A 15317-nucleotide genomic window follows, 5' to 3' on the forward strand; every position below is an offset into this window, starting at 1 on the left:
GGCCCCCGGAAGCTACAGCCAGCAACGGAGCCTCTTTGATGACGGAAATTTCAGCAATCTTCGCCGACCGGCACATCGGGCCCCGCCCCGACGAGGTCGCGCGGATGGTCGAACTCCTCGGATACGCCGATGTCGACGCGCTGGCGGATGCCGCCGTACCGGCCTCGATCCGGTCGACCGAGCCGCTGCGGCTCCCGGAGCCGGCCTCCGAGGTCGACGCGCTCACCGAGCTGCGCCAGCTGGCGGCCCGCAACAACGTCGCCACCTCGATGATCGGCCAGGGCTACTTCGGCACCTTCACGCCGTCGGTGATCGTCCGCCGTCTCGTCGAGAACCCGGCCTGGTACACGGCCTACACGCCGTACCAGCCGGAGATCTCGCAGGGCCGGCTCGAGGCACTGCTGAACTTCCAGACCGTCGTCTCCGACCTGACCGGTCTGCCGACCGCGAACGCGTCGCTGCTCGACGAGGGCACCGCGGCCGCCGAGGCGATGACGCTGGCGCACCGCTCGAATCGCAAGAGCAAGTCGAACCGTTTCCTGGTCGACGCCGACACCTTCGCGCAGACGATCGCCGTGGTGCAGACCCGCGCCGAGGCGCTCGATATCGAGGTCGTCGTCGCCGACACCACCGACGGTCTGCCCGCGGGCGACTTCTTCGGTTTCCTGGTGCAGTACCCGGGCTCCGGCGGTGCCGTCCGTGACCTGAAGCCGCTGATCGCCGCCGCGCACGAGCGCGAGACGCTGGTTGCGGTCGCCTCCGACCTGCTCGCGCTGACATTGCTCGAGGCGCCGGGCGAGGCCGGGGCCGACATCGTGATCGGCTCCTCGCAGCGCTTCGGCGTCCCGCTCTTCTACGGCGGTCCGCACGCCGGCTTCATGTCGGTCCGCGCCGGTCTCGAGCGGTCGCTCCCCGGCCGGTTGGTCGGAGTCTCGGTCGACGCCGACGGCGCCCCGGCGTACCGGCTCGCGCTGCAGACCCGTGAGCAGCACATCCGTCGCGAGAAGGCGACCTCCAACATCTGTACGGCGCAGGTCCTGCTCGCCGTCGTTGCCTCCATGTACGCCGTTTACCACGGTCCCGAGGGCCTGAAGGCGATCGCCGGCCGCGTGCACGACTACGCGGGCAAGCTGGCCGCGTCGCTGCGCGCCGGTGGGGTCGAGGTCGTGCACAGCGACTTCTTCGACACCGTGCTCGCCCGCGTCCCCGGTGCCGCCGCGGACGTCGTCGACGCCGCCCGGCAGAACGGCATCTGGCTGCGTCAGGTCGACGCCGACCACGTCGGCATCTCGTGTGACGAGAAGACCGACGCCGCCGCGCTGACCCGGGTCTGCCAGTCCTTCGGCGTCCAGTACGACGACACGCAGGCCGCGCCCGAGGTCGCCGTACCGCGGACCTCGGAGTACATGACGCACCCCGTCTTCAACACGCACCGGTCCGAGACGTCGATGCTGCGGTACCTGCGCAAGCTGTCCGACAAGGACTACGCGCTCGACCGCGGCATGATCCCGCTCGGCTCCTGCACGATGAAGCTGAACGCGACCACCGAGATGGAAGCGGTCACCTGGCCCGAGTTCGCCGACATGCACCCGCTGGCGCCGATCGAGGACGCCGCCGGCTACGTGAAGCTGATCAGTCAGCTGGAGCGCTGGCTGGCCGAGGTGACCGGCTACGCGAAGGTGTCCATCCAGCCGAACGCCGGCTCCCAGGGCGAGCTCGCCGGGCTGCTCGCGATCCGCGGCTACCACCGGGCCCAAGGCAACGAGGACCGCAACGTCTGCCTGATCCCTTCCAGCGCGCACGGGACCAACGCCGCCTCGGCCGTGATGGCCGGCATGAAGGTTGTCGTTGTCAAGGGCAACGACGACGGCACGATCGACCTGGACGACCTGCGCGCCAAGACCACCGAGCACGCGGACAAGCTGGCCGCGATCATGATCACCTACCCGTCCACCCACGGGGTGTACGAGGAGAGCGTGACCGAGGTCTGCCAGATCGTTCACGACCACGGCGGTCAGGTGTACGTCGACGGCGCCAACCTGAACGCGTTGCTCGGGCTCGCGAAGCCGGGGGAGTTCGGCGGCGACGTCAGCCACCTCAACCTGCACAAGACCTTCTGCATCCCGCACGGCGGTGGCGGTCCGGGTGTCGGTCCGGTCGCGGTCGCCGCGCACCTGGCGCCGTACCTGCCGAACCACCCGCTGCTCGACCAGGCCGGCCCCGAGTCCGGCGTCGGCCCGATCAGCGCGGCTCCGTTCGGCTCGGCCGGTGTGCTGGCGATCTCGTGGGCCTACATCCGGATGATGGGTGGCGAGGGCCTGACCGCCGCCACGAAGAACGCGGTGCTCACCGCGAACTACGTGGCCAAGCGGCTCGAGAACGCCTTCCCGGTCCTCTACACCGGTGAGAACGGCCTGGTCGCGCACGAGTGCATCCTCGACCTGCGCCCGATGACGAAGGAGACGGGCATCACCGTCGACGACGTCGCGAAGCGGCTGGTCGACTACGGCTTCCACGCCCCGACGATGTCCTTCCCGGTGGCCGGCACCCTGATGGTCGAGCCGACGGAATCTGAAGATCTAGGGGAACTCGACCGCTTCTGCGACGCCATGATCGCCATCAAGCACGAGATCGACCGCGTCGCGGCGGGGGAGTGGCCGGCCGACGACAACCCGCTGGTCAACGCCCCGCACACCGCCGCCTCGGTGATCAACGACAAGTGGGAGCACGCCTACACCCGCGAAGAGGCCGCCTTCCCGCAGTCGGTCGACCGCGCGTCGAAGTACTGGCCGCCGGTCCGCCGCATCGACGGCGCCTACGGCGACCGCAACCTGATCTGCTCCTGCCCTGCGCCGGAGGCGTTCGAGTAGGGAGCACTTCCCGGGTCTTCCCGGTCCATCGGCCGGCCAACAGCCGGTCCCGTGTCAACGGGGCCGGCTGTTGCCCGTTCGAGCAGTCCCGGCACGACCGGGAGATCGTCCCGCCTGTTCCCGGGACCCGCCCCTGTTTTCCCGCCTTCGGCGCGACGCACGCTGGTCCGACGCCGACCGAGAGGGAAGAACATGCCTACGGCAACTATTGACGAGTTCGATCTCGACATCCGGGTCCGGGCCGTCGTGCCGGTCGAGAACTACTGGCCGATCACCGCGATCGGTCCGTGCCACACCCAGGACACGACCTGCGCGGCCACCCTCTGCATCCGCTGAGCGGGGGCCTCCTCGTCCTGCCCGGGTGGATTTCCCGGGCCTTCCCGGCCGGCGTCTCTGTCGTCCTGGGACCTGCCGAACGCAGGGTGATTGACATCCACACGCACCAGGAGGAGACATCATGACCACTGCGACACTCGACGACTTCGACCTCGACATCCAGCTCGGGGTCCTCGATCCGCACCGGATCGCCACGCCGGAGATGCTGACGACACGGAGCAACCCGCACTCGGAGCCGTGCTGCACCGACTGGAACTGCCCGACCGACGTCTGCCCGTCATGACGACCGCGATCAGGGACGAGTTCGACCTCGACATCCGGGTCGGATCGCTCGACCCGCACAGCGTCCCCGTGGTCGCCGCCTCGTCGCGGACGAGTAGTCCGTGGACGGAATTCAACTGCTGTACCGACGCCTGCTGCAACTGAGCCGGCGCCGGCACCTTCCGAGCAACAGGAGGGCAACATGGCGACCGCTTTGATCGACGACTTCGACCTGGACATCCGGGTCGGGGCCATCGACCCGCTCCGGGTCTCCACTCCGCTGATGGGCACGAGCAACCCGCACTCCGAGCCGTGCTGCAGCGACTGGACGTGCCCGATCGACTGTAAGCCGACTGTCGACTGCTGACGGCCCGCGCGGCAGCCGGCCCCGGGATCTCGGTGGCCGGCTGCCGCCCGATCGAGAGGAACAAGATGCCCACGGCAACTATTGACGAGTTCGACCTCGACATCCGGCTGGGAACCCGGGCACCGGACCGGAGCTCCGGACCGATGATGATCACCGGTTCGGGCTGGACCGACGTGTGCTGCACCGACGTGACCTGCTCCGACTGCCGCGCCGAATGACCGAGCCGAGGAGCAGGCCCGCGGTGCCTGATGCCGGCTGGCGGCCGATCCTGACCGGACAGCTCGCTCTGGCTGCCACCGAGCGCGCTCTCGAGGTCGCCGGCCGGTTGCGCGGCCGCAACGACGCCGAGCCGGGGCTCGACGGTTCCGCCGGGAAGGCGGTCCTGTTCGGGCAGCTGGACCGGATCGCTCCCGGCGAGGGGTGGGACCGGCACGCGCACGTGGCGCTGACCGACGCGGTCCGAGCCATCGAAGACACCGGGCGGAATCATCCCGGCCTGTTCGTCGGGCACACCGGCGTCGCGGCCGCGGGTGCTTACCTGTCCCGGGGAGGCACCCGGTACGGCGGCCTGCTGGCGACTCTCGACGAGCAGATCGCGGTGGCCGCCGCTGGGCTGTCCGAGGTGTTCGTCGAGACGCCGGCACACCAGTCGTTCGAAGCGTTCGACCTCATCTACGGTCTCGCCGGCACGAACCGCTATCTCCTGGCCCGTGGCCGCCCGGACCTGGCCGGCTTGGTTGCCCTGTGCGACTCCGGTCCGGACGAGCCGAACTGGTTCACGCCGCCGGAGGCGATCCGCGAGGACACCGCCATCGCCCAGTGGTACGACGGTGGCGTCTACAACTGCGGTTTGGCCCACGGCATCCCGGGACCCCTGGCCACGCTGTCGATCGCGCTTAGCCACGGGTACGTCGTACCTCGGCAGGCGGAGGCCATTGCGCGCGTCGCCGAGTGGCTGACCGCCCAACGGGCCGACGACGAGTGGGGCGCGAACTGGACCTCATGTGTGACACCCAATGGCCCGCCGGAGGTTCCTGCCCACAGCGCCTGGTGTTACGGCAGTCCAGGCGTGGCGCACACGTTGTGGCTGGCCGGTACGGCGATCGATGACGCCAAGCTGCGGGAGTTGGCGATCGAGGCGATGGCAGCGGTATACCGCCGACCATGGTCAGTGCGGAATATCGGGGACTCGCCCGGACTCTGTCACGGCGTGGCCGGCCTGCTGCAGATCACACTGCGATTCGCGAACGCCACTGGCGAGCCTCTGTTCACCGAAGCGGTCAACGAGCTGACCGAGCACTTGCTCGGGCTGTACCGGCCAGAGCTGTCCACCGGCTACTTCTCACGCAACGGATCGAACGGTGTGATCCGCGAGCACCCAGGACTGCTGGACGGCGCAGCCGGCGTGGCGTTGGCGCTGCTGGCCGCGAGTACCCCGACCGAGCCGGTCTGGGATCACGTATTGCTGCTGAGCTGAAGGGGAGCGGTATGTATCGGCCGTTGGACTGGGTCATGGTGCGGACGCCGTTGCTGCCGGTCGAGGCGTTTCTCGATCCGCCGACGGCCATCGCGCCGGGTACTGAGCTGCCCGCTGATCCGCGCATCCAGCGTGCGCTGGCGGTCGGCGCCGGTGACCTGGCTCGCGCCCTGGCCAAACCACCCGGCACCGGCAAGCCCCAGTCCGAGAAGGCACTGCGCCGGATGCGCAGCAGCCTGCAGCGCTATCTGATCCGGATGGCGACGCGGCCGACGCCGTACGGGACGTTCGCCGGAGTCGCGGTGGCGCAATGGGGTGAGACGACCGACCTGGCGATGACTGCCGAGCCGGTGCGGATCCGGACGCGTCCGGACATGGGCTGGCTGATCGAGCTGATCGCCGAACTCGAGCAGCGCCCGGAGGTGCGTGCCGAGCTGCGGTGGTACACCAACCCGGCCGCCAGCCTGCATGCGGACCGGTTGTTTCTGACCGAGCGCGCGGTCCTGACCGATCCGGGTGAGGCCGCCCGGGGTGTGAACCTCCGAGCCACTCCGGTCGTGCGCGCTGCGCTGGAAGCCGCTCGGACACCCGTGCGGTACGAGGAACTGCTCGGATCGCTTGCCGCCGGCGGAGCCCCGCGGGACAAGGTAGCGGGCCTGCTCCAGCAGCTTTGGGAGCAGACCGTTCTGCTGACCGACCTACGCCCACCGATCACGATCGAGGACCCGGCCCGGTACGTCGCGGACCGGCTGACCGCGATCCCGGCTGCGCGCGCCGAGGCGGTCGCACTCACCGAGCTGCTCGACGAGATCGCCGATTGGGACCGGCTGGACGTCGGCCACGCGGCTGCGGAGTACCCGAAGCTCGTTGCCAAGGCCAAGACCTTGCGGGACACCGCCACGCAGTTCCAGACAGACATGGCGATCCCGCTCGAGGGCGGGATCACGCGTGAGGTGGCGGCGGAGTCCGCCAGGCTCGCCGAGCTGTTGCTGCGGCTGTCTCCGACAGCGCCTGGCACGTCGTACCTGGACGGGTACCGGCAGGCCTTCCAGGAGCGGTACGGCCGGGAGCGTGAGGTGCCGCTGCTCGAGCTCCTCGATCCGGAGCTTGGCCTCGGCGTCCCGCAGCCATTGGAGCGCCGCGAGGAGCCGACCGATGCGAAGATGCTTCGGGACCGGACCTTGGTCGACCTTGCCCTCAGCGCGATCAAGGACGGGCAGACGGTCGTCGAGCTGGACGACGCCATGGTCGGCAAACTGTCACTCGGTGCGGGGCGGCCGTCCGACTCGCTGGACCTGTCGGTCTTCGTCGTGGCAGCCTCGGCCGCAGCCGTGGACGCCGGCGACTTCCGGCTGATGATCGGACCGAACCTTGGTGGCGGCGCGGCCGGCCGGGTGCTCGGCCGGTTCGCCGATCTGGTCGGGGTGGAGCCGCTACGCGCAGCGGCCGCTGCCGAGGCCGAGCGGAATCCAGGCCTGCTGCGGGCCGAGGTGAGCTATCTCGCGCGTCACGTCCGGGCGGCCAACGTGACCATCCGGCCACTGGTTCGCGAACGCGAGATCGCGCTGACGACCACCCCTGGCGACGACCAGCTGCCTCCCGATGAGCTGTTGGTAGGCCTCAGCGGCGACCGATTCGTGCTGCGCTGGGCGGTCGACGGCCGTGAGGTGGTGCCCTGCGCGGGCCACATGCTCAACACGAACGGCGCGCCGGAGCTCGTCAGCTTCCTGGAGCACGTGTACCACGACGGCCGGATGTCGAATGTCGGCTTCAGTTGGGGGCCGGCGGCCGGCTTCCCGTTCCTGCCGCGGGTCCAGCGCGGACGCCTCGTACTGGCACCGGCCAGCTGGCGGTTGGAGCCGACCGACCTCGGCGCGTTCCCGGTCTGGCGGGAGCGCTGGCAGGTCCCGCGGTACGTGTACATGGCCGACAAGGACAACCGCCTGCTGCTCGATCTCGACAATCCCGAACACGTCGACCAGCTGCGCGCCAAGGTTCGCGATCGAACCGTCCTGCAGGAGGCACTGCCCTCGCCCGACGATGCCTGGGTGAGCGGGCCCGAGGGGAACTACCTCAGCGAACTGGTGGTGCCCCTGGTGCTCGACGAACCCGTGTCGCAGCCGACGAGGCGCTCGGCGGCCGTACGTCGTACCGACACCTCGCGACGGCTGCGGCCGCCGGGCAGCGATTGGCTGTACGCCAAGCTGTACGACGTCCCGGCGTACGAGGACGACCTGATCGCGCACCCGATCCGCGAGTTCGGTGCGCAAGCGATCGCTGACGGTACGGCGGACTCGTGGTTCTTCATGCGGTACGTCGATCCTGATCCGCATCTGCGCATCCGCTGGCACGGGGATCCCGCGGTACTGACTGAGAAGCTCGCACCGCGGTTGCTGAGCTGGGGCGCCGAGCTGGTGAACGCCGGGTACTGCAAGAGCTTCGGGCTCGATACCTACGACCAGGAGGTCGAGCGGTACGGCGGTGCGGCCGGGATCGAGTTGGCCGAGCAGCTGTTCCATACGGACAGCGAGTTGGTGGCCGAGTTGCTGCGGCAGCGACGCAGCCTCGACATGTTGCTGCTCGGCGTCTACACGGTCGACACACTGCTCGGGGCACTCGGCTACGACCCGGCCGAGCGCGAGTCGCTGGCCCGCATCGGCGTTCAGGACCGCAAGGCGACCGCAGATGAGTTCCGGAAGGAACAGGTCGCGCTGCGGGGTGTCCTGGGCGACCCGTCCTGGCTACCGGTGTCGGCACAGCCTGCAGTGTCGATGTGGTCCAAGCGCATTGCGGAGATCGCCAAGGGGCTGACCGAGGCTGAGCTAGACAAGGATGAGCTGACGCAGAGCTATGTGCACATGCACTGCAATCGGCTGCTGGGATGCGGTCATCCGCCGGAGCAGCGGGTGCGTGGGTTGTTGGTGCGGACACGGGAGAGCCTGGCGCGCGCGCCCTGGCGGCCACGGTGACCAAGCCATTGGTCGGTGTCGATGAGGTAGAAGCGCCGGACTGGTTACAGATCGGCCAGCAAGCGGCGGGGAGCGGACTGCGTACTGCACTGCGGTCGCTGCCGGGTGCCGTCAAGCTGGTGGCGTCACTGGCGTGGCAGGCATCGCGCCGGCTGACGGTGGCTGTACTGCTGCTCCAGTTGGCGTCCGGGTGTGTGGCGGCCTTCGGGTTGCTCGCGACGGCCGACGTACTCACCGCCCTGCTGGCGGGTGGCCCGACTCCTGGGCGGCTGACCGCTGCGCTCCCTGCGATCGTCCAGCTGGTCGCACTGCTTTCGGGGCGGGCCGTCATCGACGCACTGGCCTCGGCCGCCCAGGCAGCGTTACGGCCGCGGATCGAGCAGGCTGCGCAGCAGGAGCTGCACCGGGCCGTTGCTGACGTCGCACTGATCGCCTTTGAGGACAGTGAATACGTGGACCTGCTTCGGCAGGGGCAGGAGCGCGGTATCCGCAGTATCGAGATCAGCGTGCGCGGTGTCGCCGATCTGACCAAGTCGTTGATCCAGCTGGTAGCAGCAGTCGCGACGGCTGGTCTCCTGCATCCGCTACTGGCGCCGTTGGTCCTGTTCGCCGTCGTACCGGAGGTGCTCGCGTCCGCGCGTGCGGTGCAATTGCAGTACCACTCGTACCTCCGCATGGTGTCGCTGCGTCGTCGCCAGTCGATCGCCAGCGGTCTGCTCACTGGGCGGCCGACGGCTGCCGAGATGCGGGCGTGCACAGCTGGTCCCGCTCTCCTGACCGAGTATCTCCGGATCAGCACGAAGCTCACCGCGGAGGCGCAACGCGTCGAGATGGCCAAGTCCGGGGTCAACCTGATCGGACGGTCGGTCGCTGGTCTCGGTACGGCGATCGGGTTCGGCGTCCTCGGCCTGATGCTGTACGCCGGTTGGCTGCCGCTCGCCCTCGCCGGAACTGCTGTGATGGCCATGCGGCTTGCCGGGACCGCATTGTCGAACTCGATGGCCGGTGTCACCCAGATCTACGAGAACTCGTTGTACATCGAGCTGTACAGCACCTTGCTGGAGCAGACCCGCCAGCACACCGCTCCGGTGACCGGCGCCGCTGCACCCCGAGATCCGCGCCGGATCAGTCTGGAGGCGGTGAGCTTCACCTACCCCGGCCAGGCCGAACCAGCACTCCAGGATCTCAACCTGAGCATCCGCAAAGGCCAGACCGTCGCGCTGGTTGGCGAGAACGGCTCCGGGAAGACGACGCTGGCCAAACTGCTCACCGGGCTCTATGCGCCGACAGCGGGGCAGGTGCGTTGGGACGGCGTCGACCTCGCCACTGTCGACGCGCACACTGTGCACGACCGGATCGCCATCGTGGCGCAAGAACCGGCTCGCTGGCCGATGTCGGCGTACGACAATGTCCGGATCGGTCGCCTGGAAGGCGGTGGCGATCTGGCGGAGGCGCTCGCGGGTTCGGGGGCCGACGCGGTGATCGCCGAGTTGCCTGCCGGTGGAGACACTGTCCTGTCCCGGGAGTTCAAGAGCGGTCGTGACCTGTCCGGTGGCCAGTGGCAACGGATCGGACTGGCGCGCGGTCTGTATCGGGACGCACCCATCCTGGTGGCAGACGAGCCGACGGCAGCCATGGACGCTCGCGCCGAGCAGGCCGCCTTCGAGTCGCTGCGACGGATCGGCTCCGGACGGACCAAGATCCTGATCACGCACCGGCTCGTCAACGTCCGGTACGCCGACGTGATCGTCGTACTGGAGCACGGCCGGATCGTGGAGCAGGGGAGTCACACCGAGCTGCTGGCGCGTGGTGGTGTCTACGCCGGGCTCTACGAACTGCAGGCGTCGGCGTACCTCAGCGTAGGCCCTCACGGCGAGCCCGAACGGCGGCTTCGGCCCGCGAACTGACGCCCAGCTTGGCGAAGATCGCGGACAGGTGGTTGCTGATCGTCTTCGGGGCCAGGCCGAGGCGCTGCGCGATGGCAGAGTTCGGCAGGTTCTCCGCGACCAGAGTCAGTACGTCGCGCTCGCGGCTGGTGAGGCCGCCGACCTGACCGGCGTCGGGTACGACGCGTCCGACCAGCTCGCCGAGCCGGCGGGCGACGGTCGGACCTAGGACTGCCTCACCGGCCGCGACACCGCGGATAGCTCGGAGGATGCTGTCGTGTGGTGCGTCCTTGAGCACATAGCCCAGTGCGCCGGCCCGCAACGCCGCGACGATGGACTCGTCCTCATCCGTCATCGTGAAGATCAGCACCCGGGTGTGGGGAGCGGAGCGGAGGATCTCGGTGACCGTGCGGCGGCCGAGGTCCAGATCCAGGACGACCACGTCGGGGCGGTACATCAGTACGGCTCGCACGGTCTCGCCGAAGGACTCCGCCTCGGCTGCGACGTCGACGTCCGGGATGGCTTGGAGGACGGCACGGAGGCCGCTGCGGATCACCGGATGGGCGTCGGCGAGCACCACGCGTAGTCCGTCCGGGGCAACTTGCTGTGCGGCCACCTGGCGTTCACCTCCTCGACGAGTAAAGCCGACGGCGCAGTGCGATGACCCCGTCACCGGGTCAGGCCTGGGCGCACATTCTGCAACCCCAACGGGCATACTCGTCCGGGTGACTGACGTACGCCCCGACACTGCCGCCGCGCTGCTCAGCCGGATTGCGATGGCCCAGAGCGAGACCAGGCTGCCTTCGGTGACCGCCGGTCTGGTGCGCGACGGTGAGCTGGTGTGGACCGGTGCGCGCGGCCGGTTCGCCAACGCGTCCGGACTGGCGCCGGGGCCGAACGTGCAGTACCGGATCGGCTCGATCACCAAGACGCTGACCGCGGTCCTGGTGCTGCAGTGCCGCGACGACGGCTTGCTCCAGCTGAATGATGCCGTCGGCAAGCATCTGCCCGGGATCGCGTTCGGCGACCGGACCGTGCGGCACCTGCTCGCGCACAGCGGCGGGATGAACGCGGAGCCCGAGGGCCCTTGGTGGGAACGCAATCCGGGCGTCTCGTTCGACGAGCTGGTCGCGGCGATGGACGATTCGCACGCCGTCGGTCCGGCCGATCGGCGCCACCACTACTCCAACCTCGGCTACGCGTTGCTGGCCGAGATCGTGGCGCGGGTGCGCGGGGAGTCCTGGCTGGAGCTGGTGCAGCGGCGCATCCTCGATCCGCTGGAGATGGGGCGTACGTCGTACTTCCCGTTCGGCGCGGCCGCCCAGGGGTATTCGGTGCACCCGTTCAGCGGTCAGCTGGTGGAGGAGCCGGCGTACGACTCGGGGGCGATGGCACCGGCCGGGCAGTTGTGGAGCACGGTCGAGGATCTGGCGAAGTACGCGAGCTTCTGGATCGATCCGGTCAGCGAGGTGCTCAGCCGCGACACCGTGGACGAGATGGCTGCACCGGCGGCTGCGGATCCACGTGAGGCGCTGACCGCGTCGTACGGGCTCGGACTGCGGCTGATCGCTGAGGACCCCTATCTGCTGATCGGCCACACCGGTTCGATGCCGGGCTTCCTGGCCGGACTGTTCGTCGACCGGGCTCGCCGGATCGGTGCGGTCACGTTGGGGAATTCGACGTACGGCCAGGTCGCGTCCCTGGCTCCGGAGCTGATCATCATGGTGGCCGACCGCGAGCCGGCGCTGGCGCCGGAGTGGCTGCCGGAACCACAGCTGGAGCAGGGGAGCGAGCTGCTCGGGCACTGGTACTGGGGCAACACTCCGCTGACCATGGTGGTCAGCAACGGTGTCCTGCAGTTGTCGGGGGCGATGAGCTGCCGCTTCACACCGCTGGGGCCGGACCTCTATCAGGGGCGGGACGGGTACTTCGCGGGGGAGCGGCTCCGCGTGATCCGGAACGGCGGCGCTGTCGACCATCTGAATCTGGCGACGTTCGTGCTCACCAGGACGCCGTACGGGGAGTAGGAGTGAGGATGGCCACGTGTAGTTGGGTGGTCACCGAGCTCATTTGAAGTTAGGCTCACCTAAGTAAGCGTTGCCTTACTTCAGGAGAGCCAAACTTCAGGAGTGCGAGCTGTGACTTCGACCGAGACGGCCGTAGCGGCGCATCTCAACGCGATTCTGCGGTGCTACACGCGTGAGGCCGCAGTGCCGGTGACAGCCGGGGTATTGCGGTTGGCCGTCGGCGCGAAGACGGTCACCGCGCGGGTCGAGCACGCGTCCCGGAGCGGCTGGCACCAGTTCACCGAGATCCTGGTGGACGGCGTACCGCCCGCACCGGAGGAGCTTGTGCGGCTGCTGTCGACCGAGGCCGACCCGGCCGAGATCGACGACCTGGTGGCGCGCACGGCCGAGTCGGTCCGCAATGTCGCGTACTTCGTCGACGCGGGCGGAGCCGACCGTGGCCCTGGACGCTTCCTGGAGATCGAGCAGGCGTTGCTGTTCGGTCAACCTAACCACCCGGCGCCGAAGAGCCGGGACGGATTGAGCGGTGCCGAGCTGGCGAGGTACTCGCCGGAGCTCGGTGGCCGTTTCGCGGTGCACTGGTTCGAGGCCGACACCGAGTTGGTGTCCTCGGACCAGGTGGCCGGCGCGCCCTCGCTGCAGGGACTGGACGCTGTGCAGCTGATGGGCGCGCTGGCCGGTATCACTCCGTCGGCGGGCCGGGTGCTGATCCCGGCTCACCCCTGGCAGGCGGCGGCGCTGCGGCAACGGCCGCGGGTCGCCAAGCTGCTGGAGGAAGGCCGCGTGAAAGAACTCGGCCCGCACGGCGCGCAGTGGTACCCGACATCGAGCATGCGCACGCTCTACCACCCTGACCTGCCAGTGATGCTCAAGCTGTCACTAGGCCTGCGGATCACCAACTCACGGCGTGAGTCCACTCCGACCGAGCTCCGGCGCGGTCTGGAGGTCTACCGGCTGCTCGACGCCGCCTACAACGCCGGTACGGCGACCGCGCATCCACGCTTCACGATCGTCCGGGACCCGGCCTGGATCGCACTGGACGAGGGCGGACCGGCCTTGACTGGTCTGGACGTCGCAGTCCGCGAGGTGCCCAATGACGTGAACAGCTACGCCTGTCTGGCCGGACTGGTCGCTCCACGCCCGGACCGCCTCAGCCGCCTCAGTGAGTTCGCCGCTGACGACCCCGCGGCCTGGGTGGCGTCGTACCTGGACAGTGTCCTGATCCCGATGCTGCACCTGTACGCCGAGACCGGCATCGGCCTCGAAGCCCACCAGCAGAACACGCTGATCCGGCTGGACGGCCTCGGCCGCATCAAGGGCGGTGCCTACCGTGACAACCAGGGCTACTACCTGGCTTCGTCCTACCTCCGCGGCCTGCTCGCAGTCACCGGCCTCCGCGACTCCGCACTGGCAGTGGTCGACGACGCTACCGTCGACGACCGCCTCACCGGCAACCTGCTCTACAACCAGGCCCTGGCCGTAGTGGGCTGCCTGGCGGCCGACGGAGTTGCCGACGAAGCCGAACTGCTCGACGTAGTCCGCGACCGCCTCATCCTCGCCCTGCCGCTTCTGCAAGCCGCAGGGCCCGACGGCGACCGCCTGGCCCGCCGCTGGCTGACCGCAGACACCCTGCCCTGCCAAGCAAACCTCTCAACCGTCTACCTGAACATCCCCAACCCACTCACGGCGTGACGGGCGGTCCGTGCCGCCAGAGCTGAAGCTCCTCGTCGATGAGGATGCCGAGGCCGACCAGCTCCGCCTCACGTTCCGGCAGACCGGCCAGGGACAGTCCGGCCGGTAGTCCGCGGTTGTCGAAGCCGGCCGGCACACTGAGCGCCGGGAAGTCGGCAATCGACCAAGGGACCGACAGACGGATCCGCGGGCCTTTCGGCGGCCTGGTGGGGTCGATCAGCGGCGGGGCGGCGTCAATGGTCGGGTGAGCGATCGCATCCAGCCGGAGCGTCATCATGATCGCCCGCCAGTCCGCCGCCCATTGCGTGCGGAGCCGGAGTGCCTCGGCGTACCGCTCCGGACTGATCTGCTCGCCTTTGCGGACCCGCTCGCGTACCTGCGGCGTGTACAGGTGACTGTGGGGGACCAGCGCGTCGTGGATCTGGTGGGCTTCGCTTTCGTTGACGGTGTCGAACACGCCAGTGGACTTCTCCAGCACCACGTCGGTGTTCGGCGGGTGGTCGATGTCGACCAGCACAGCGCCGCGAGCAACCAGTACGCCGAGGGCTTCGCGGCAGACCCTGGCAATCCGGTCGTCGACCAGACTCCAGGACATCGCAGTGGGCAGTCCGATCCGCACTCCGGTCAGATCGCGGGGTGGTTCGAGCGGGTACGCCGGTATCGGCTCGTCCCGTGATGCCGGATCCCGGGGGTCCGGGCCGGCCAGGACTCGCATCAGGATCGAGATGTCGAGCATCCGGCGTGCCATCGGCCCGGCCACGTCGAACGTGGGGCTGAGCGGGATCACGCCGTACCGGGAGATCCGGCCGTGCGCACTGCGGAGCGTGCTGACGCCACAGGCCGCGGCGGGGATGCGCAGCGAACCGCCAGTGTCGGTACCGGTCGCGGCCGGCACCATCCGGCTGGCCAGCGCGGCCGCGGACCCACCGGACGAGCCGCCCGGCGTACGACGCAGGTCCCACGGGTTGGCGGTCGGGGAGGACGCCGTACCGTAGGCGAACTCGTGTGTCGTGGTCTTGCCGAGCATGCCGGCGCCCGCAGCCGCCAGCCGCTCCCACACGGCCGCGTCCTCCGCAGGCACGTAGCTGGCCAGCACCTGGCTACCAGCGGTCGTCAGCACACCCTTGGTCAGAAACACGTCCTTCAACGCCACCGGTACGCCGGCCAGCGCCCCGACCGGCTCACCCGTGGCCCGGGCCTCGTCGGCGCGCCGGGCGGCCTCCTCGGCCAGCTCAGGCGTGTGAGTGATGAACGCCCGCACGGTCGGTTCTGCCCGGTCGATCCGGCGCAGACAATCGGCGAGGAGTTCACGCGCGGAGAGTTTGCGGCCGGTCAGTAAATGCAGCAGTTCGGTCAGGCTGAGATCGGCGGCGGAATCACTCACAGGTGTGAGCCTACGAAAAATACCCGCCCGGGGAATCCCGGGCGGGTG

13 protein-coding genes are annotated in these 15317 nt (G+C 69.1%); 11 read left to right on the top strand and 2 right to left on the bottom strand.

Going from position 1 to position 15317, the window contains the following annotated elements:
* Positions 1-38: 38 nt before the first annotated feature.
* From gcvP to OG474_RS36475, 9 genes are all read left to right on the top strand, one after another.
* On the top strand, positions 39-2870 hold the full coding sequence (gene gcvP / locus OG474_RS36435; protein WP_405058188.1) for an aminomethyl-transferring glycine dehydrogenase: 2832 nt from the start codon (positions 39-41) through the stop codon (positions 2868-2870).
* 192 nt (positions 2871-3062) lie between these two features.
* On the top strand, positions 3063-3206 hold the full coding sequence (locus OG474_RS36440) for a hypothetical protein (RefSeq protein ID WP_405058189.1): 144 nt from the start codon (positions 3063-3065) through the stop codon (positions 3204-3206).
* Between the two features lie 121 nt (positions 3207-3327).
* The gene (locus tag OG474_RS36445; RefSeq protein ID WP_405058190.1) at positions 3328-3489 is read left to right on the top strand and encodes a hypothetical protein; all 162 of its coding nucleotides are present in this window, start codon (positions 3328-3330) and stop codon (positions 3487-3489) included.
* Positions 3486-3632, top strand: a complete 147-nt coding sequence (locus OG474_RS36450; protein ID WP_405058191.1) for an FDLD family class I lanthipeptide — start codon at positions 3486-3488, stop codon at positions 3630-3632. Before OG474_RS36445 ends, OG474_RS36450 begins: the two co-directional genes overlap by 4 nt.
* Positions 3633-3669: 37 nt before the next feature.
* Positions 3670-3834: a hypothetical protein gene (locus tag OG474_RS36455; protein ID WP_405058192.1), complete on the top strand. Its 165-nt coding sequence runs from the start codon at positions 3670-3672 to the stop codon at positions 3832-3834.
* 65 nt (positions 3835-3899) lie between these two features.
* Positions 3900-4052: a hypothetical protein gene (locus OG474_RS36460; RefSeq protein ID WP_405058193.1), complete on the top strand. Its 153-nt coding sequence runs from the start codon at positions 3900-3902 to the stop codon at positions 4050-4052.
* Between the two features lie 23 nt (positions 4053-4075).
* On the top strand, positions 4076-5311 hold the full coding sequence (locus OG474_RS36465) for a lanthionine synthetase C family protein (protein ID WP_405058194.1): 1236 nt from the start codon (positions 4076-4078) through the stop codon (positions 5309-5311).
* Positions 5312-5322: 11 nt separating this feature from the next.
* Entirely contained in the window at positions 5323-8280 is a 2958-nt protein-coding gene (locus tag OG474_RS36470) for a lantibiotic dehydratase (protein WP_405058195.1), read from the top strand.
* Complete coding sequence (locus OG474_RS36475) at positions 8277-10187, top strand: ABC transporter ATP-binding protein (protein ID WP_405058196.1); 1911 nt, start codon at positions 8277-8279, stop codon at positions 10185-10187. The genes OG474_RS36470 and OG474_RS36475 overlap by 4 nt, the downstream gene beginning before the upstream one ends.
* On the opposite strand, the gene OG474_RS36480 is transcribed toward OG474_RS36475, so the two are convergent.
* Positions 10135-10782 carry a LuxR C-terminal-related transcriptional regulator gene (locus tag OG474_RS36480; protein WP_405058197.1) on the bottom strand — a complete coding sequence of 216 codons (648 nt, stop codon included), beginning with the start codon at positions 10780-10782 and terminating at the stop codon, positions 10135-10137. The two genes, OG474_RS36475 and OG474_RS36480, sit on opposite strands and share 53 nt — an antisense overlap.
* 109 nt (positions 10783-10891) lie before the next feature.
* Here OG474_RS36480 and OG474_RS36485 point away from each other — a divergent pair, with 109 nt between their 5' ends.
* Together OG474_RS36485 and OG474_RS36490 are read left to right on the top strand one after the other, a co-directional pair.
* Positions 10892-12193 carry a serine hydrolase domain-containing protein gene (locus tag OG474_RS36485; protein ID WP_405058198.1) on the top strand — a complete coding sequence of 434 codons (1302 nt, stop codon included), beginning with the start codon at positions 10892-10894 and terminating at the stop codon, positions 12191-12193.
* A gap of 111 nt (positions 12194-12304) precedes the next feature.
* The gene (locus OG474_RS36490; protein WP_405058199.1) at positions 12305-13885 is read left to right on the top strand and encodes an IucA/IucC family protein; all 1581 of its coding nucleotides are present in this window, start codon (positions 12305-12307) and stop codon (positions 13883-13885) included.
* Here OG474_RS36490 and OG474_RS36495 read toward each other — a convergent pair.
* Positions 13875-15269, bottom strand: a complete 1395-nt coding sequence (locus OG474_RS36495; RefSeq protein WP_405058200.1) for an amidase — start codon at positions 15267-15269, stop codon at positions 13875-13877. The genes OG474_RS36490 and OG474_RS36495 overlap by 11 nt on opposite strands.
* Positions 15270-15317 lie beyond the last annotated feature (48 nt).

The organism is Kribbella sp. NBC_01505, assembly GCF_045040285.1.
In the GTDB taxonomy this organism is placed as follows: domain Bacteria; phylum Actinomycetota; class Actinomycetes; order Propionibacteriales; family Kribbellaceae; genus Kribbella.

What these genes read in the sequence shown, in the direction of transcription:
- gcvP (WP_405058188.1), top strand. Translation starts at nt 39, where the DNA reads ATGACGGAAATTTCAGCAATCTTCGCCGACCGGCACATCGGGCCCCGC.
- OG474_RS36440 (WP_405058189.1), top strand. Translation starts at nt 3,063, where the DNA reads ATGCCTACGGCAACTATTGACGAGTTCGATCTCGACATCCGGGTCCGG.
- OG474_RS36445 (WP_405058190.1), top strand. Translation starts at nt 3,328, where the DNA reads ATGACCACTGCGACACTCGACGACTTCGACCTCGACATCCAGCTCGGG.
- OG474_RS36450 (WP_405058191.1), top strand. Translation starts at nt 3,486, where the DNA reads ATGACGACCGCGATCAGGGACGAGTTCGACCTCGACATCCGGGTCGGA.
- OG474_RS36455 (WP_405058192.1), top strand. Translation starts at nt 3,670, where the DNA reads ATGGCGACCGCTTTGATCGACGACTTCGACCTGGACATCCGGGTCGGG.
- OG474_RS36460 (WP_405058193.1), top strand. Translation starts at nt 3,900, where the DNA reads ATGCCCACGGCAACTATTGACGAGTTCGACCTCGACATCCGGCTGGGA.
- OG474_RS36470 (WP_405058195.1), top strand. Translation starts at nt 5,323, where the DNA reads ATGTATCGGCCGTTGGACTGGGTCATGGTGCGGACGCCGTTGCTGCCG.